Here is a 17,230-nt window from a genome sequence, read left to right as displayed (position 1 = left end):
ATGACCTCCGCCAAGGAGTAACCCGATGTCCAAAAAGAATTCTTCCCCCGCACCTGTCAGCCAACACGACATTGAAGCCCGCGCCTATGCGATCTACCTGGGCGAAGACTGCCCGGAGGGCCGCTGCGAACAGCACTGGCTTCAGGCTGAACAGCAACTGCTGGCCGCCGCCAACAATGGCCACGCCAAGGCGAAGGCCGCCCCAAAGGCGCACAAAACACGGAACCGCTCGTGAGTGCCCGCGAGGTCTGCCAACAGTGGTGTCGCCTGGCGACCTCGCCGTCGGTGATCCGGCGGGGGCTGGCCTATGCGGTGATCGTCGGAGTCATCCTCATTGCGATCAATCACGGCGACGCGATCCTTCGCGGCGACATCACCTGGCCGCGCCTTTGGCGCATGGGCCTGACCGTGATCGTGCCGTATATGGTCTCTACCCTATCCAGCGTCGGGGCGATGCGTCGCGCCCGGAAAATTGAATCACAGACGATGTAAGGGTTCAGGCTCCGACAGCGACTTATTGCCATGGCTGACGTTGGCGCCATGGCCGGTGCATTCTCATTGATGGAGTTGATCCTAATGAACACTGATACGTTGGAAGTCCGCAAGCCGAACACAAAGTCGTCGGATGGAGGCACGGCCGCGTCGTTGGAAGATGCGATTCGGGAGCGTTACGCCCAAGGGGCGGCCGAGGTGGAGCCGGGCCTGTGTTGCCCGACGGCCTCGTATGACCCGCGGTACCTGAAACTGCTGCCGCGGGAGATCATCGATAAGGACTACGGCTGCGGCGATCCATCGACCCATGCCCGCGAAGGCGACGTGGTCGTCGATCTCGGCTCTGGCGCGGGCAAGGTGTGCTATATCCTCGCTCAGAAGGTCGGTCCGGCCGGGCGTGTGATCGGGCTGGACTTCAACGACGCCATGCTCAGCCTGGCGCGCAAGTACCAGAACGAGATGGCGGACAAGATCGGCTACGCCAATGTCGAGTTCCGCAAGGCGCGCATTCAGGACATGGCGCTCGATCTCGATCTTGCCTCCGACTATCTGGCGGAGCAACCGATCACCAGCGTCGAGCAACTCGATGCGTATCGCGCCTGTTGCGATCAGTTACGCCGCGAGAATCCACTGGTGGCCGACGAAAGTGTCGACCTGATCGTGTCCAACTGCGTGTTGAACCTTGTGACCGAATCCGAGAAAGCCCAGCTTTTCCAGGAGATGCATCGCGTGCTCAAGCCCGGCGGGCGCACCGTCATCTCCGATATCGTCTGCGATGAAGACCCGCCCCCGGAAGTGGTCAACGACGCTGATCTGTGGTCCGGCTGCATCGCCGGGGCGTTCCGCGAGGACCGCTTCCTGCAAATGTTCGAGGAGGCGGGCTTTTTCGGTGTGGAGATCCTCAAGCGGCAGGACGAGCCGTGGCAGACGATCGACGGCATCGAGTTCCGATCGATGACGGTTCGGGCGTTCAAGGGCAAAGAAGGGCCATGCTTCGAACGCAATCAGGCAGTGGTCTATGCGGGTCCGTGGAAACAGGTTCACGACGATGATGACCATGTCTACTTCCGGGGGCAGCGTATGGCGGTTTGCGACAAGACCTACAAGCTGATGACCAATCCCAAGGGGCCTTATGCAGATCAGATGATCGGCATCGAGCCGAATGAACCGGTGCCTGCCGATCAGGCGTTGCCCTTCGACTGCGCCGCCGCGGCGGTCCGTGATCCGCGGCAGACCAAGGGGCGGGACTACCACGTCACCAAGACGAATCCGAGCGCCTGTTGCACGGGCGACAATGGCTCGTGCTGCTGATTACACACAGGAAATATCCATGACGATCGGCATCTTTCTGACTGTTGCGATTGTGTTCCTGGCGTACACCAACGGCGCCAATGACAACTTCAAAGGCGTGGCCACGCTCTACGGCAGCGCGACGACCCGCTATCGCGGAGCGCTCGTCTGGGCGACGGTGACGACCCTGGCCGGCAGCCTGGTTTCCGTGGCGCTGGCGCACGGGTTGGTCAAGGCCTTCAGCGGCAAGGGGCTCATCGACGGCGTGGTGTTTGATCCGGCGATGTTGACATCGATCGGTGTCGCCGCCGCATCGACAATCTTTCTGGCTACGGTGCTGGGCATGCCGACCTCGACCACGCACGCGCTGACCGGGGCGCTGGTCGGCGTGGGACTGGTCGCCAGCCCCGGAAACCCCGGCGGCATTCACTGGAACACGCTAGCGACCAAGTTTGCCCAGCCGCTGCTGTTGAGCCCGATCCTGGCGATCGCCGCGGCGGCGATTCTGTATCCGATTTTCAGCCGCTTGCGTCGACGCCTCGACGTCGGCTCGCAGACCTGCGTGTGCATCGGCAGGCAGGCGCCGCAGCCGGCGACGATTCTGGCCGACGGGACCGCGATTTTGAAAGGGCGTGGATGCGGTTCCGGGGGGGGCGAGTTGACGGTTCGGATGGATGATGTGGATCAGTGCGTCGAGCGGTACGACGGGCATTGCCTGGGTGTGCGGGCGCAATCGATCGTCGATTCGGTGCACTGGCTCAGCGGCGGCGCGGTGTGCTTTGCCCGCGCGGTCAACGACACGCCGAAGATCGCCGCGCTGCTGCTGGCATCCGGGGCGTCGGGCGCCGCCTGGGCGCACGACAACACCCACGGCGTCCTGCTGCTGATCACCGCGGCTGTGGTCGTCGGCGGTCTCATCCAGTCGCGCAAAGTCGCCGAAACCATGAGCCGCAATATCACGCAGCTCAACACCGGCCAGGGGCTGACCGCCAATCTCGTGACCGCGGCGCTCGTGCTGGGCGCTTCGCGCCTCGGCGTGCCGGTGTCGACCACCCATGTCAGTTGTGGTTCAATCTTCGGCATCAGCGCCGTCAACGGCCGGCGCAACTGGTCGACCATCACCGGCATTCTCATCACATGGATCACCACGCTGCCGCTGGGGTTAGCGCTCGGGGCGGTGATTTATTGGTTGCTACGGACCTGATGCCGCCTGACCCGCACATCTCGCACCTGATTGTCTTACCCCCGCTCGGACCCACGGTCAATTCGTTGGCCGTGGGTTCTTCTACAATGTCTTGCCGATGCGAAGCGATCCGCATGCAAGGCGGCACAGTTCGACTGGACAGGTGATCGTCCCATGCCGATAGATCCGACCAACGGATTGTCGATAACTCGCCCCGCCGTCGCGGCGGTTGTGCTGGCGCTGCTGTGGATCATCGAGGCCGTGGCGCCGCAGTATGTCGGACGTGAGCATCGGGGGCGGCACGGCATAACTCATCTCGCAATGGCCCTGATCAATAGCGTTGTGATCGCCGTGCCGTTCGCTACGTTGGTTTACGCCGTATGCTCGTGGGCCCAGCGCGAGCACTTTGGTCTGGTACACGTGGTGACGATGCCCCAATGGGCTCAATGGCTCATGGTACTGGTGCTGTTCGATATGTGGATGTACGGGTGGCACCGGTTGAATCACCGCGTTCCGCTGCTGTGGCGGTTCCATTCGGTTCATCACACGGACCGCGCCATGGAGGCCACCTCGGCGCTGCGTTTTCATACGGGCGAGGTGGCCCTGTCCTCGACGGCCCGACTGGCGGTGCTGCCACTGCTGGGCATGACGGTCCAGCAACTGCTCGTGTACGAGACGATCCTGTTGCCGGTGATTCTGTTTCATCACAGCAACATCCGTGTGCCGCGCCGGCTGGACGATCTGCTGCGGTGGCTGATCGTCACGCCTTGGATGCATTGGGTGCATCATTCACGCTGTCGGGTCGAAACCGACTCGAACTACTCCAGCGTGCTGTCGATCTGGGACCGATGCTTCGGTACCTACCGCCTGCGAGAGGACCCGGAGCGAATTCAGCAGGGCCTCGATGACGCCGACGGCGGTGCGCACTGGCGCAAACTGGGAGAACTGCTGATCCACCCTTTCCGCCACGGCGCCGGCCTCCGCCCCCGGAAGCACCGCCCCTCGAAAACACGAGACCACAACAACTCATGTAAGGTTTTCACTTCCGGGGACGACTCATCATCATGACGACGATTCCACTGACCATTTCAGGACGCACCGCTTTCGACGAGCACGTCGAGAGTGCCTCAGGCAAACGCCTGCGTGGCCTGACCCTTGATACGGTGCAGGTGAACATCGGCCTGCGATGCAACCTGGCGTGTCGGCATTGTCATGTCGAATCTTCACCCAAGCGTGAGGAGCAGATGGACTGGACCACGATGCTCGACGTGTTGAATGCGGCGCGCCATGCCGGGGCCGCGACGCTGGACATCACTGGTGGAGCGCCTGAGATGAATCCGGACTTCCGCCGTCTCGTCGATGCCGCCCTGGCGCAGAGGCTGCACGTGATGGTGCGCACGAACCTGACGATCATGCTTCAGCCGGGTTATGAAGACCTGCCCGAATGGTACGCCGAACGCGGCATTCACCTAATCGCCTCGCTACCGTGCTACCTGCCGACGAATGTCGATCGTCAGCGCGGCCGCCATGTGTATGAAGACAGCGTCGAAGTGATCCGTCGACTGAACCGGACCGGTTATGGCCGCGATGCCGACAAGCCTTTGGACCTCGTGTACAACCCGCTGGGCCCGGCGCTCCCTCCGCCTCAGCCGCCGCTTGAGCAGGCCTACCGCGAGGCGCTGCGTCGCGAGCGTGGCTTGGAATTCAACAAGCTCTACACGATCACCAACATCCCGATCGGACGCTTCCTGCACGACCTGGCCCGCCAGGACAAGGCCGAGGCGTACAGGCAACTGCTGCGCGAGGCCTTTAATCCCGGGACACTCGACGGCCTGATGTGCCGCCATCAACTGCATGTGGGATACGACGGCATGATGTATGACTGCGATTTTAACTACGCCATGGGAATCACGGCGAGAAATCGGGCACAGCATATCCGGGACTTCGACCCGGGAGCGTTTGTCCGCCGCGTGATCGCCACGGGCGACCACTGCTTCGCATGTACCGCCGGCTGCGGCTCGTCCTGCGGCGGCGCCCTAATCGACGGGAGCAAATCATGAACTTCGTGGAGCTGACCTCAACGAGGGATACCGCCGGTTCCTCTTCGCCGGGTTTCAACCTGACGCGCTTGGTGCGCCTGGGGAGCATCGTGGTGGTGTTGATCTGTGTGCTGGCGGTGGTGCGGCTGCTGCCGGTGGGACGGCTCACAGACTGGCTCGGCGCCTCGGTTTCCAACATGGGCGTGTGGGGTCCGCTGGTGTTCGCGGCCGTGTACGTCGTCGCGACGATACTGATGATTCCAGGGTCGGCGCTGACGCTGGGGGCCGGGGCGATCTTCGGTCTGTGGTGGGGCACGGCGGCGGTGTCGGTGGGTTCGACCGCCGGCGCGGCGATGGCGTTTCTGGTCGCCCGTTACCTGGCGCGTCGTGCTGTGGAGCGCAAGCTGTCGCATTTTCCGAAGTTCCGGGCCGTCGACCGGGCGGTCAGCGAAGGCGGGTGGAAGATCGTGGCGCTATTGCGTCTTTCCCCGGCGATACCGTTCAACATACAGAACTACCTGTACGGTCTGACGGCGATCGGCTTCTGGCCGTGCGTGCTGACCAGTTGGATCGCCATGCTGCCGGGCACGTTCATGTACGTGTACCTGGGCTACGCGGGGCGCGCCGGCGTCGCCGCGGCGGCCGGTCAGGCTCAGGGCCGCTCGCCCGCTCAATGGACGATGCTGGCGGTGGGGCTGCTGGCCACCATCATTGTCACTGTTTATGTGACCAAACTCGCCCGCCGCGCGATGGCGCGACAGGCCGACGACATCGAACCCGCCTCCCAGGGCACAACCGAAAGTCAACCCATGAACAACACCACGCCGAGCCATCTCGCAACCATCGGATACATCACCGTGGCCCTGCTTGCTGTGGCGCTCACTGGCTGCGCCTACGCCAATCAGCATCGGCTGCTGGGCCTGTTCGGTCCGCCCCCGGTCGACATGGCCGAGACCTACGCCGCCCAATCCGGCGGCCCCTCCTTCGACCACAGCGCCTTCGACGCCCTGCTCCGCAAGTACGTCAATGACAAAGGCGGCGTCGACTACGCCGGCCTGATGCGCGACCGCGATCGTCTGAGTGCCTACGTCAAGAGCCTGGACTCCGCGCCGTTCGAGCAGATGGGACGCGATCAGAAGCTCGCCCTGCTCATCAACGCCTATAACGCCTTCACACTCACGCTGATCCTCGATCACTACGATGGCGGCAAGCTCAAGTCGATCCGGGACATCCCCGACGCCCGGCGATGGGATGCGGTCCGATGGAAATTCGCCGGGCAGATCTGGTCGCTGAACCAGATCGAGCACGAACAGATTCGTCCCCACTTCGCCGAGCCACGAATTCACTTCGCGCTGGTCTGCGCCGCGGTGGGCTGCCCGCCGCTTCGAAGCCAGGCGTACGTCGCCGACCGCTTGGAGCAGCAGTTGGCCGATCAGGCCCGGTACGTGCACACGCATGACCGTTGGTATCGCCTGGACGCCGAACACAACGCCGTGCACCTGACGCAGCTTTACAACTGGTATGGTGGCGACTTCAAACAGGCTGCCGAATCAGTCCTCGCCTTCGCCGCACGTTATGCCCCGGCGCTCAAACAGCGCCTTAACGCGGGGCAGACGCCGACGATCCAGTGGCTGGATTACGACTGGTCCTTAAACTCGCGGGAGAACCTGCCATGACCCAAATGATGAATCCGACACGCGCGATCCACGAACCCCATGCCGAGATTCCGGCCTTGCAACCGCAGGATGAACACAACCTCGAACTCGCCTCGCATGTGCACCCGCCGAACTGGGTTAACCCGACGCCGAGCGGACGATACAACCTCGTGGTGATCGGCGGTGGTACGGCGGGGTTGGTCACCGCGGCCGGGGCGGCAGGACTCGGCGCCAAGGTCGCCCTGATCGAACGTGACCTGATGGGCGGCGACTGCCTGAACGTGGGATGTGTGCCGAGCAAGGCGCTGATCCGTTGCGCCAAGGCTTATGCGGAGGTACGCGATGCCGGCGCCTACGGCGTCGAAGTCGAGGGCGAAACACACGTCGATTTCACTGCCGTGATGCAACGCATGCGCCGGCTCCGCGCCGGCATCGCGCCGCACGACTCGGCGGCCCGCTTCCGGGGACTCGGCATCGACGTGTTTATCGGTCAGGCTCGCTTCGAGCGCAACGGCCAAATCCGCGTCGGGGATCAGACGCTGTCATATGCCCGCGCGGTGATCGCCACCGGCGCCAGGGCCACGACCCTGCCGATCCCCGGCCTCGCCGAAACCGGTTACCTGACCAACGAAACGGTGTTCTCGCTGACGGAACTGCCGCGGCGGTTGGTGGTCATCGGCGCCGGACCGATCGGCTGCGAACTGGCCCAGAGCTTCGCGCGGTTCGGCTCACAGGTGACACTGGCCGAGGCCGAGTCGCAGATCCTCACCCGCGAGGATCCCGACGCCGCTCGGCGCATCGAGGCAGCGCTGAAGCGCGACGGCGTGAAAATCGTCTGCGGCGGCAAGGCGGCCAAGGTGCGCTGCGAAAATGGCGAAAAGTTCATCACGCTCGACTGTCACGGTCAAATCCACGACATCCCCTGTGACGCGATTCTCGTCGGCGTCGGCCGCGCGCCCAATGTCGAGGGGTTGAACCTCGAAGCCGTCGGTGTCGAGTACGACAAGCGAAGCGGCGTGAAAGTCGATGACCGGCTGCGGACGACGAACCGCAACATCTACGCCGCCGGCGACATCTGCTCGGCGTACAAGTTCACGCACACCGCTGACGCGATGGCGCGCATCGTCATTCAGAACGCCCTGTTCTTCGGCCGGGCGAAAGTCTCGGCGCTGACGATTCCCTGGTGCACCTACACCGATCCGGAAATCTCGCACGTCGGCCTCTACGAACACGAAGCCCGACAGCGCGGCATCCAGACACAGACGTTCACGATCGAGCTGGCCGATGTGGATCGAGCGATCCTCGACGGCGAAGACGAGGGCTTTCTGAAAGTTCACGTCAAGCAAGGCACCGACCGCATCCTCGGCGCGACGCTGGTGGCCCGTCACGCCGGTGAGATGATCTCCGAGATCACGCTGGCGATGACCGCGGGGCTGGGCCTGGGCGCCATCGCCAGGACGATTCATCCTTACCCCACGCAGGCCGAGGCGATCAAGAAAGCCGGCGACGCCTACAGCCGCACGCGACTGACCCCGACCGTCAAAAAGCTCTTCGAGAAACTGATGGCCTGGCGACGATAACTCTCACCCCTTTTTCAAAGGAACGACTCATGTACAAGGTTCTGACCGCAGCAATGGTTCTGATGGTGACTCTGATGCTGGTTCTGTCCGGCTGCTCCAACGACAACGGCTCGAACGATTCCGGCTCGGGCGCCAAGCAACCGGATCAGCAGCCCAGCGGCTCGAGTTCACGCTGATCGTGCCGCATCACGCCCAATCAATTTAACTCACCGTTCACCCCTCATTGAAAGGCATCCAGATGTATTCGCGTCAACACATGTTTGGATTCGGCGTCGTTGTTCTCGCCGCATGTCTGTCGGTCGGTGTCGTGACGATGACGCTGGCCGAAGGCAGCGGCTCCAAAAGCGGCAGCGGCTCCAAGGCCGAGAGCCAGAAGACTCACGTTACGGCCGAGTTGAATGCCCAGGCCCTGAAGGCGCTGATGGGCGCCAGAGTCCCGATGGTCGTGCTCGACGCCCGCGGTCCATCCGATCAGTGGATCCCGGGCGCGATCCCCCTGGCGTATGACGCCAAGGAGCCGGCCATTCGGCGCCTCCTGACAGACCCCAACCAACTGGTCGTCACCTACTGCGGCGGGCCGGAATGCCCCATGAGTCTGATGCTCGCCGATCATCTGGCCGAACTGGGCCATCCCAACGTGATTCGATTCACCGGCGGCATCAACGCGTGGACCCAGGCGGGCCTGCCGCTGCAGAATAAGAACTCGGGCTCGGCCTCGAAGTCGCGCCCGTCGGGTTCCGGCACGCGCTGAGCCCGTGAAATGCACGGCACGCGAGGGTCACCGCCATCGCGGCCGCTTCTGGAATCAATGAGCATGCCACAGATCACGCCATCTCGACTGCTGTTGTACGCAGCGCTGGCCGGACTCCTGGCGTGGTCTGTGGCGCTGACGTTTCTCAGTGGCGCCTTCGCTTACGAACGCGATGTGCTCGACAAGCCGGTCCTGGTGTTCGTGCTGACCCAGAGCGGGGCGGGCGCGATCTACCTGTTGGCCCTATGGCAGTTGAAACAGGTTGAATCCTCGCGCGGGCTGATCGCGGTCCTCTTGGCCGTCGGGCTGGTCATGCGGCTGAGTCAGTTCGCCGCCACGCCGATTCTCGAAGACGACTATTCCCGTTACCTCTGGGACGGCGCCGTCAGCGCCCATGCGATCAATCCGTACGCCCATGCCCCCGAGGCGGTGCGTCGGCACGATTCGGCCATACCTGACTCCGTGCTGCGTTTGGGCGAGGAGGCTGACGCCGTTCTGGAACGTGTCAATCATCCGTCCCTGCGCACCATTTATCCGCCAACCGCCCAGGCGATGTTCGCGATCGGCTACTGGATCAAGCCATTCGACATCCAGGGTCTACGGTGGACCTGGCTTGGATTGGACCTGGTGATCGCAGGCATGCTGTTGGTACTGCTGCGCGGTAGTACACATGCGGCGTGGAATTTCGCAGTCTACTGGCTGAATCCCCTGCTGATCAAGGAAGTCTTCAACAGTGGCCACATGGAATTGGTCGTCATCGCAACATTGCTGGCCACGCTTCTCGCTGTGGTGTTCCGCCGCTGGCTCATCGTTGGATTCACGCTGGGTCTGGCGGTCGGCGCGAAAATCTGGCCGATGCTCTGGGCGCCGCTGCTGCTGCGCCATGTCGATGGTTCGTGGAAACGTCGTTTGGGTGTTGTCGTTGTCGTGGTTATCACCGCGGCGGTTCTCCTGGCGCCGATGCTCACGAGTCGACTCGATCACGCCAGTGGTTTGACGGCTTACGCCGAGCGCTGGCAGATGAATGACTCGGCGTTCATGGTGATTCACGAAACCGCCAAATTGCTCGTCCCTTCCCACGCTCAGATCGTCGCGCGATCGATCGTCGGCCTGATCCTCCTCGGCGTGATGATCGCCGTCATGCGACGGCGCCGCGCCGCGTCGGACGGGCTGATCCCCGGCGCCCTGGCGGTGACCGCCGCGTTGTTCCTGCTGAGTCCGACGCAGTTTTCCTGGTATTACCTGTGGATCCTGCCGCTACTGGCGCTGCGGCCGAGGCCGTCGCTGCTGGCCCTGACGGTCACGCTGCCGATGTATTATCTGCGATTCCCGCTGAGCGCCATGGGGCACGCGGCGTGGTTCGACTACGGTCTGATCTGGATCGAGTTCGCGCCCGTCTGGTTGATGCTGGGCCTCGAAGGATGCTGGAGCAGGCGGCCTGGTCCGACCCTTGTGGAACAATCGGAGACACTGACGTGCTCGACGGCCAATGCATAGCGATCATCCTCCCCGCGCTGAACGAGGCGCAGGTGATCGGGCAGGTGCTCGACGACCTGCCCGACTGGCTCGACACGAAAGTCGTCGTGGACAACGGATCGACCGATCCGACCGCCGCGATCGCGCAACGCCATGGCGCCCTCGTCGTCACCGAGTCGCGACGCGGATACGGGGCCGCGTGCCTGGCGGGATTGACCGCGCTGACCCGCCCGCCGGCGCCGGATATCATCGTCTTCATGGACGCCGATCGCAGCGATGATCCCGCCGACATGACGAACCTGCTGGCGCCCATCCTCCGTGATGAGGCCGACCTGGTCATCGGCTCACGCGTCCTCGGCGATCATGAGCCCGGCGCGCTGACCTGGCCGCAGCACGCCGGCAACGCCCTGGCCAGCGGCCTGCTGCGTCATCTATGGAACGTGCCCTGCACCGATCTGGGCCCGTTCCGCGCGATTCGGTATTCGGTGCTTCAGCGTCTGGCGATGGACGATCTGGATTACGGCTGGACGGTCCAGATGCAGATACGCGCCGCACGCCTGGGATATCGAATCCGTGAAATCCCGGTCCGTTACCGCCGGCGCGTCGGCCGATCCAAGATCTCCGGGACAGTCCGCGGCGTGTTCGCCGCCGGCTACAAAATTCTCACGACGATCGGCCGTGAATACCTGACGGATCGCGTCGCGCATCATCCGGCGAGTCAGTTGATCATCTTCTCCCGCCTGCCGCAGCCCGGTTCGACCAAGACACGCATGATCCTGTTGCTCGGTCCTCAAGGCGCCGCCGATCTGCAGCGTCAGATGACCCGGCACACGCTCGACGTGGCGGAGAATTTTTCTGACGCGTCCGGTTGCAGGATTCAGGTACGTCATACCGGCGGTGAACGCCATGCCATGGCGGCGACCTTCGGATACGGCCGTGACTACCAGGACCAGGGGCCTGGCGATCTGGGTCGTCGCCTGCAACGCGCTTTTGATGATGCATTCGCCAGCAGGCATCAACACGCGCTCTGCATCGGCAGCGACTGTCCGTCGATCACCGTCGAGATATTGAGCCAGGCGAGTCGAGCACTGAGTAATCATGACGTGGTCATCGGGCCGGCCGTCGATGGCGGTTATTACCTGATCGGTCTGCGTGCCCCGATGCCCGGCCTGTTCGAAAACATCCCCTGGGGAACGGAGCGAGTGTACGAGCAGACCCGCCGGCGCATCGCCGCACGGGGACTGAGCTGCCACGTGCTGGCGACGTTGTCCGACGTGGATGAACCGGCCGATCTGCCCGTCTGGCGATCGGTTCTCGACGCGAAGGAAACTCAGGCTTCGCGCCCGTTGATCAGCGTAATCATTCCGACGCTCAACGAGGCCGATCGACTTCCGCAAGCCATCTCCTCGGTCACGCAATCTCCGGGGGTCGAAGTCATCGTCGCCGACGGCGGCAGCGACGACGCGACGCGGGAAGTGGCGACGCAACTCGGCGCGGCGGTGGTCCAGTCTGAACGAGGTCGCGGCAGCCAGATGAACGCCGGCGCCGCGGCGGCTCACGGTCGATACCTGCTGTTCCTTCACGCCGACACGCGACTGCCCTTCGGTTACGACCGGCAGGTCCACCGCATCCTCAACACGCCCGGCTGCGTCGCCGGCGCCTTCCGCATGGCGTTTGATCGCTCGACCCCATCACTGCGATGGATCGAATGGGCGACCGATCTGCGATCACGCCATCTGCAACTGCCCTACGGCGACCAGGCCCTTTTCCTTGCACGTCACACCTTCGATGCCATCGGCGGCTTCAAGCCGATTCCGGTCATGGAAGATTTCGACCTGGTGCATCGACTGCGCGAACACGGATACATCGCCATCGCCCGCCAGACCACGATTACCTCCGCTCGGAAATATCAGCGGCATGGGATCTGGCTCACCGTCGCTCGACACCAGTGGATGATCCTCCGCTGGCAGGCGGCTCGCGCCGCCTGTGAACAAGGCGTGATTGGCGCGCCGGTTTCGCTCAGAACGTGAGGATGGTGAACCCGCGCGCCGCAAGACTGCGGAGGCTGATGTGCCCCCGATGCTCATCGGCCAGCGGCAGGTCGAGGTTTTCAAGATAATGCTTCATCCCGTAGGCCTCGGCGCATGAGGCGCACACGCCCATGATGCGATCCCGCAGAAAGTTGAACAACTCGTGGCGTCCGTGCATCGGCATGGACAGTTCGATCGGCCATTTGGTGCCGGCGCCGTCGAACATGATCTCCACCTCGTCGCCGGCCTCGATGAATTCCTCGGCGGCGGTCAGGGCGCTGACCATGCGGCCGATGTCCGCGGTGCTCACGGTGTCGGCCAGCAGCACAATCGCGATCTTTCGCATCAAACGGCTCCTGAACGTGGGAAAAACGCGCCCACGACGCGAACTATTCAGCGGTCCAACGGTACATCGCCTCAAATACGGTGATCGAGCGAGGTCCGGTCAGACGACGCGCGATCCGACCCTCCGCGTCGAACCAGACGCTCACGGGCACACCCTCGGCCCGATAAGCGGCGCTGGCGACACCGGTGTCGTCGATCAGCACCGGGTAGTTGATCCCATATTGCTTGACGATACGGCGCACCTGTTGCACATGGCGCTCCCGCTCGGCGGCCTCGTCGTGCGCGTCGCCCGGCCGGTGCGCATGATCATGCGGGACCGCATCGACGGCCACGCCCAGCACCACCAGATCGTCACCGCGCCGCTGATTCAGTTCGATCAGATCGGGCACTTCGGCGATGCACGGGCCGCACCAGGTGGCCCAGAAGTTGACCAGGACGACGCGGCCGCGAAAGTCCGAAAGCCGCACCGGATGTCCGTCCAGGTCTCGCAGGTCGAAGTCGATCGCGCCAAGCGTCCATCGGGTCGGCGGGCCGCAGTTGGCCGCGGGCGACAACTCTTCCCGGTGAGCGGCGACCCATTGGCGGGCCGTCTGGACCGGATCGGCGGATTCGAACCAGGCTCCGGTGCATTGTCGCAACGCGGCCAGCGCCAGGGCACTCACATACGGGTCCTTATCCTCGATGGAATCCGCGGCCAGCGCGGCGTCGCCATACTGACCCACCGCCGCCAGATAACGCAGCCACAGGGCGCGCCGCTCGGGATCGGCGTCGCTTTGATAGGCGCTGACCCAGCACACGGCGCGGCGGTCGGCCCGTGCCACCAGCATCGCCAGCGATGCTTCGACCACATCCAGATCCGGCGAATGCGGCGCCTGGCGAAGGATCGGATCAACCGTCCGCCATGTGGCCGCGTCCATGCCGCCGACGTTGCCGCGCAAAGCGTCCACAACGGCTCGTTGATGAGCCAACCTGCCTTGGGACCAGAGGCGCACCGCCATCGCGCCAGGCTCTGTCGATTCGGCCAGCATGTGCTCGATGGCCTGCGGCGAGGGCGCCGTCGCCGCCAGCACCTGCCGCAAGGCGATCTGCTGCGTGATCCTGCCTCGCCCCAGCAGGAGCCCCACGAACACCACAGCGACGCAGACTCTCAGCGTGCGACGCAAGGTGCGATGTTGGACCACAGGTTGATGGGGGGCAGTCATCGGCATCGTGCTGATAGGATGTGCCCGATTCGGGCGTGAGTATTCACTGATTCGTGGTTGCCCCCGGAATAAATGACGGTCGCGTGGACACTGCCTTTCTGAGGACGCACCGACGTTTCGAGACAGCCCGATCATGACGATCGAGCTTTCATGACATCTCATGCGATGCCCGCAGGCGGTCATCGCACGATTTCTTCAGGGAGTTCCGACATGACCTGTGTTTATCGTCGAATCATGTTTCTGTGCCACGTCCTGGTGATTCTGCTGGCGGCGGGCGTATTGCATGCCCAGGCTCAAGCGACGACACCGGCCGAGCATGAGGAGCCGGTGGGATTGATCGCCGCGTTCAACAAGATGGTCGCCGACAGCGTCGGCCCGGAAGCGGCGCAGCCGCAGCGAGAGCCGTTCACGCGCGGCTCCTGGGCGGTGGACGTGTTCGGCATCGCAACCAGTAACATCAACAACGAGCCGGGCGCCAACCTCTATGGCGGTGGCTTGGGCTTGAGTTATTACGTCGAGGACAACCTGGCGATTCGCGCCGAAGCGATCGGGCTGGGTTTGGATCAGAACGGCGACGATGCGGCCGCGGGCGGTCTGACGCTGCTGGCGCGGTGGCACTTCTATCGCCAGCCGCGCTGGAGCCTGTTCGTCGAGGGCGGGGCGGGCTTTCTGATCAGCGACGTGAGCATCCCCGACGGGTCGCGCTCCAGGGATGAGGACGGCACCAACTTCAACTTCACGCCGCAGGCCGGCGTCGGCGCCACGTATCAACTCGCGGACAACATGCACCTGGTCGGCGGCTTCCGCTACATCCATATCTCCAACGCGAGCATCGAAGGCGGCAGCCGCAATCCAGGCAACGATACGATTGGCGGATACCTGGGCGTGATGTTCACGTTCTGACGCCGTTTTGCCTGCCATCTCTGTAGGAGGCCTCACCATGATCTGCGTCGGTCTCGAAGAAGTGGTGTTGGTCGTGCAGCACCTGCAGGCGGACGCGGTCTACGCGAACATCCCGCCGGCGGGCTTGAGGCGCATGACACGAGTCGGGTTCGGTCGATGGGAGTGCCGAGTTCCCTTTGTCGGCGAACCCTTGCAGGTCATCTACTACGTGGAATATGGCAAAGTCCGCGTGCGGCTGGGTATGGAATCCGCCGGGGTTCTGGCACGCACCAACTGGGACGTCGGCAGTTTCTGAGAGGTCGTCGTCACGTCAGTCGGCACGCCGCGCGGAGGCTGCATCATGATCCGTGAGGCTTGGCGTCGCCGGTGCGGACTCGTGAGAAGTCCTCATCAGGCGCATCGCCGCCGAGGCGATGGATCGCGTGACCTTGTCCGCAGAGAGCGTCCGGCTCAGGTGGGCCAGTACCTTTCGACCGGGTTCGCCCTGAGCGACCAGCACAGCCGCGATGGCCACTCGATCGTTCTCGCTCAGCGTCTCGGCGTCAACCAGAAGCCGGCGCATCACCTCGGGTGTGCGGGGGTCGGATCGCTCGGCGAGTTGGCGCAGCGCCCAACGGTCCAGCGGCTGCCCCTGGGCGAGTTGCGTTTGGACCCGTTCGATCAGCGCGGGCACGCGATCAGCCTGATCCATCATCTGAATCTTTTCGAGGGCGATCCCGGCGGCATGCCGCTCGCGATCATTACGAGGGTGGTCAAACACCTGCTGAAGGAACTCGGCAGCCGACGGATGAGCGATGTTGCCCAGGCCGGTCAGGGCGGTCGTCGGCGTGATGTTGTCACGGTAGGCGTCGATCAGCGCTGTCACGGCCCGCGGCGAGGCCAACTCTCCCAGCGCCATCGTGGCGCAGACGCGCAGGTCGGTATTGCTGGGTTGACGCACCGCCTCAGCGAGCGTGTCCACCCAGCGTTCATCGCCGAGTTGTCCCAGCGAATGCGCCAATTGGCAGGGGCGCAGCGTGCCGGCGTCCCGCATCGACGCCGCGATCGCATCGCTCGCGCCGCGGACCCCGTGGGCCGCCAGCCAGCGCGCCGCCTGAACCCGCGCCTCGGGGATGTTGCTTTCGAGAAAGGCGATCCGGCGGTCCACTTCATCCGGATCGACCACCGACTCCAATCCATCAACAAACAGGCCCCACGCCACCAATTGGGCGCGTATCCGCTGAGCCGTGTCCAGTCTGGCATCCCAGCGACTGACGGCCTGCAACCCGGCGATGGCCACCATCGCGAGGATGAAGACCCATGCGAAGACGGCCTGTTCTGAGCGTCGTGGCTTCATCGTCTAACCTTAGCATCGGTCACACGGCCGGACCAACACAGCAAGCCATCCAGGCCAAGCCAAAATTTGTTGCTCTTTCCGCGATATTTCTTCCGGGGGCGGGATGAATCGAGGACATTTCGGCGTTTCATACAATGAAAAGGATCTCATTCGAATGAGTCAGCGTCAAAAAGCAGAGCGATTCGCGCAGGCATTTCGTCCGCATTGGGACGTGCTGTATGCCATGGCGTGTCAGTACATGCGGCAGGAGGCCGATGCGCGCGATCTGCTTCAGGAAACAGCCCTGCGGGCCTGGCGATTCTACCGGTCGCATCCTCAGAAAACCTACCGCCGGGCGTGGTGGGTGACGATCATGCGGCGGATCGTGCTGGACTGGCGGCGCCAGGCCTCGCGGCGTATCCGGATGGTTCCGACGACCCATGTGGAACTCACAGAGCGATATGCCGCGGACGCCGGCGACCCGCTGGCCGACTTGGGGCCGATGGATGAGCGACAGTTTCGAGAGATGCTCGACGCCTCGATCGTCACGGCGCTGGATCGCCTGGAGCCGCAGTATCGCGAGGTGCTGCTGCTGCATGTGAGCGGCGGAATGCGTTACCGCGAGATCGCCGAGCTGCTGGACTGTCCCATCGGCACGGTGATGTCGCGTATGGCCCGGGCCCGGCGCATGCTGCGTGAGCGATTACACGAATGCCCCGGTCTGGCGTTGCCGCGACAAGCCAAAGGAACCCACGCGTCGGACATCACGTCCGACCCAGGGCACAACCCATGAACTGTTATGAAACACGAACCTGCCTGATCGCCTTCCTAGACAGCGAGCTGGACCGGGCGCGGAGCCTGGAAGTCCAGCGGCATCTGGACAAATGCTGCCGCTGCGCCCGCGAAGCGGAGATCGAGCGGGAGATCCGCCGAGCACTGGTCCACGCCACCCCTGGAAGTGCCCCCTCG

17 protein-coding genes are annotated in these 17,230 nt (G+C 63.7%); 14 read left to right on the top strand and 3 right to left on the bottom strand.

Translation table 11 applies throughout. The features are described from left to right. The first annotated feature begins 25 nt into the window (after positions 1 to 25). From GC162_00585 to GC162_00535, 11 genes are all read left to right on the top strand, one after another. Positions 26 to 235: a DUF2934 domain-containing protein gene (locus GC162_00585; protein ID MBI1367127.1), complete on the top strand. Its 210-nt coding sequence runs from the start codon at positions 26 to 28 to the stop codon at positions 233 to 235. Positions 236 to 267: 32 nt separating this feature from the next. Further along, positions 268 to 492 carry a phosphoenolpyruvate protein kinase gene (locus GC162_00580; protein MBI1367126.1) on the top strand — a complete coding sequence of 75 codons (225 nt, stop codon included), beginning with the start codon at positions 268 to 270 and terminating at the stop codon, positions 490 to 492. A gap of 84 nt (positions 493 to 576) precedes the next feature. Beyond that, the gene (locus GC162_00575; protein ID MBI1367125.1) at positions 577 to 1,803 is read left to right on the top strand and encodes a methyltransferase domain-containing protein; all 1,227 of its coding nucleotides are present in this window, start codon (positions 577 to 579) and stop codon (positions 1,801 to 1,803) included. Next, positions 1,787 to 2,986, top strand: coding sequence for an inorganic phosphate transporter (locus tag GC162_00570; protein MBI1367124.1), 1,200 nt, complete (start codon positions 1,787 to 1,789; stop codon positions 2,984 to 2,986). The genes GC162_00575 and GC162_00570 overlap by 17 nt, the downstream gene beginning before the upstream one ends. 153 nt (positions 2,987 to 3,139) lie before the next feature. Continuing rightward, the gene (locus GC162_00565; protein MBI1367123.1) at positions 3,140 to 4,033 is read left to right on the top strand and encodes a sterol desaturase family protein; all 894 of its coding nucleotides are present in this window, start codon (positions 3,140 to 3,142) and stop codon (positions 4,031 to 4,033) included. Then, on the top strand, positions 4,030 to 5,025 hold the full coding sequence (locus GC162_00560; GenBank protein MBI1367122.1) for a radical SAM/Cys-rich domain protein: 996 nt from the start codon (positions 4,030 to 4,032) through the stop codon (positions 5,023 to 5,025). The genes GC162_00565 and GC162_00560 overlap by 4 nt, the downstream gene beginning before the upstream one ends. Next, on the top strand, positions 5,022 to 6,680 hold the full coding sequence (locus tag GC162_00555; GenBank protein ID MBI1367121.1) for a DUF547 domain-containing protein: 1,659 nt from the start codon (positions 5,022 to 5,024) through the stop codon (positions 6,678 to 6,680). Before GC162_00560 ends, GC162_00555 begins: the two co-directional genes overlap by 4 nt. An 8-nt stretch (positions 6,681 to 6,688) precedes the next feature. Next, positions 6,689 to 8,239 carry an FAD-containing oxidoreductase gene (locus GC162_00550; protein MBI1367120.1) on the top strand — a complete coding sequence of 517 codons (1,551 nt, stop codon included), beginning with the start codon at positions 6,689 to 6,691 and terminating at the stop codon, positions 8,237 to 8,239. 238 nt (positions 8,240 to 8,477) lie between these two features. Then, complete coding sequence (locus tag GC162_00545) at positions 8,478 to 8,990, top strand: hypothetical protein (GenBank protein MBI1367119.1); 513 nt, start codon at positions 8,478 to 8,480, stop codon at positions 8,988 to 8,990. A 9-nt stretch (positions 8,991 to 8,999) separates the two neighbouring features. Beyond that, positions 9,000 to 10,487 (top strand): DUF2029 domain-containing protein, encoded by a 1,488-nt coding sequence (locus GC162_00540; protein ID MBI1367118.1) that lies wholly within the window; start codon positions 9,000 to 9,002, stop codon positions 10,485 to 10,487. Continuing rightward, positions 10,346 to 12,496 carry a DUF2064 domain-containing protein gene (locus GC162_00535; protein ID MBI1367117.1) on the top strand — a complete coding sequence of 717 codons (2,151 nt, stop codon included), beginning with the start codon at positions 10,346 to 10,348 and terminating at the stop codon, positions 12,494 to 12,496. The genes GC162_00540 and GC162_00535 overlap by 142 nt, the downstream gene beginning before the upstream one ends. Here GC162_00535 and GC162_00530 read toward each other — a convergent pair. Both GC162_00530 and GC162_00525 read right to left on the bottom strand, forming a co-directional pair. After that, entirely contained in the window at positions 12,486 to 12,842 is a 357-nt protein-coding gene (locus GC162_00530; GenBank protein ID MBI1367116.1) for a hypothetical protein, read from the bottom strand. The genes GC162_00535 and GC162_00530 overlap by 11 nt on opposite strands. Before the next feature lie 43 nt (positions 12,843 to 12,885). Next, on the bottom strand, positions 12,886 to 14,004 hold the full coding sequence (locus GC162_00525; GenBank protein MBI1367115.1) for a redoxin domain-containing protein: 1,119 nt from the start codon (positions 14,002 to 14,004) through the stop codon (positions 12,886 to 12,888). A 189-nt stretch (positions 14,005 to 14,193) separates the two neighbouring features. Here GC162_00525 and GC162_00520 point away from each other — a divergent pair, with 189 nt between their 5' ends. Together GC162_00520 and GC162_00515 are read left to right on the top strand one after the other, a co-directional pair. Continuing rightward, positions 14,194 to 14,946, top strand: a complete 753-nt coding sequence (locus tag GC162_00520; GenBank protein ID MBI1367114.1) for an outer membrane beta-barrel protein — start codon at positions 14,194 to 14,196, stop codon at positions 14,944 to 14,946. A 37-nt stretch (positions 14,947 to 14,983) separates the two neighbouring features. Further along, positions 14,984 to 15,241: a hypothetical protein gene (locus GC162_00515; GenBank protein ID MBI1367113.1), complete on the top strand. Its 258-nt coding sequence runs from the start codon at positions 14,984 to 14,986 to the stop codon at positions 15,239 to 15,241. A gap of 15 nt (positions 15,242 to 15,256) precedes the next feature. Here the strand turns inward: GC162_00515 and GC162_00510 are convergent, their stop codons facing one another. After that, positions 15,257 to 16,282, bottom strand: a complete 1,026-nt coding sequence (locus GC162_00510) for a hypothetical protein (GenBank protein MBI1367112.1) — start codon at positions 16,280 to 16,282, stop codon at positions 15,257 to 15,259. 103 nt (positions 16,283 to 16,385) lie between these two features. Between GC162_00510 and GC162_00505 the strand changes: the two genes are divergently transcribed. Then, positions 16,386 to 17,054: a sigma-70 family RNA polymerase sigma factor gene (locus tag GC162_00505; GenBank protein MBI1367111.1), complete on the top strand. Its 669-nt coding sequence runs from the start codon at positions 16,386 to 16,388 to the stop codon at positions 17,052 to 17,054. The last annotated feature ends 176 nt before the right edge of the window (positions 17,055 to 17,230 follow it).

This window comes from Planctomycetota bacterium, assembly GCA_016125255.1.
GTDB lineage: Bacteria > Planctomycetota > Phycisphaerae > Phycisphaerales > Zrk34 > RI-421.
Note: the sequence above shows the minus strand (reverse complement) of the source record. Positions and strands in the feature narration are given on the sequence as shown.

What these genes read in the sequence shown, in the direction of transcription:
- GC162_00555 (MBI1367121.1), top strand. Translation starts at nt 5,022, where the DNA reads ATGAACTTCGTGGAGCTGACCTCAACGAGGGATACCGCCGGTTCCTCT.
- GC162_00505 (MBI1367111.1), top strand. Translation starts at nt 16,386, where the DNA reads ATGAATCGAGGACATTTCGGCGTTTCATACAATGAAAAGGATCTCATT.
- GC162_00515 (MBI1367113.1), top strand. Translation starts at nt 14,984, where the DNA reads ATGATCTGCGTCGGTCTCGAAGAAGTGGTGTTGGTCGTGCAGCACCTG.
- GC162_00530 (MBI1367116.1), bottom strand. Translation starts at nt 12,842, where the DNA reads ATGCGAAAGATCGCGATTGTGCTGCTGGCCGACACCGTGAGCACCGCG.
- GC162_00570 (MBI1367124.1), top strand. Translation starts at nt 1,787, where the DNA reads ATGGCTCGTGCTGCTGATTACACACAGGAAATATCCATGACGATCGGC.
- GC162_00550 (MBI1367120.1), top strand. Translation starts at nt 6,689, where the DNA reads ATGAATCCGACACGCGCGATCCACGAACCCCATGCCGAGATTCCGGCC.
- GC162_00565 (MBI1367123.1), top strand. Translation starts at nt 3,140, where the DNA reads ATGCCGATAGATCCGACCAACGGATTGTCGATAACTCGCCCCGCCGTC.
- GC162_00520 (MBI1367114.1), top strand. Translation starts at nt 14,194, where the DNA reads ATGACATCTCATGCGATGCCCGCAGGCGGTCATCGCACGATTTCTTCA.
- GC162_00585 (MBI1367127.1), top strand. Translation starts at nt 26, where the DNA reads ATGTCCAAAAAGAATTCTTCCCCCGCACCTGTCAGCCAACACGACATT.
- GC162_00575 (MBI1367125.1), top strand. Translation starts at nt 577, where the DNA reads ATGAACACTGATACGTTGGAAGTCCGCAAGCCGAACACAAAGTCGTCG.
- GC162_00510 (MBI1367112.1), bottom strand. Translation starts at nt 16,282, where the DNA reads ATGAAGCCACGACGCTCAGAACAGGCCGTCTTCGCATGGGTCTTCATC.
- GC162_00560 (MBI1367122.1), top strand. Translation starts at nt 4,030, where the DNA reads ATGACGACGATTCCACTGACCATTTCAGGACGCACCGCTTTCGACGAG.
- GC162_00540 (MBI1367118.1), top strand. Translation starts at nt 9,000, where the DNA reads ATGCACGGCACGCGAGGGTCACCGCCATCGCGGCCGCTTCTGGAATCA.
- GC162_00545 (MBI1367119.1), top strand. Translation starts at nt 8,478, where the DNA reads ATGTATTCGCGTCAACACATGTTTGGATTCGGCGTCGTTGTTCTCGCC.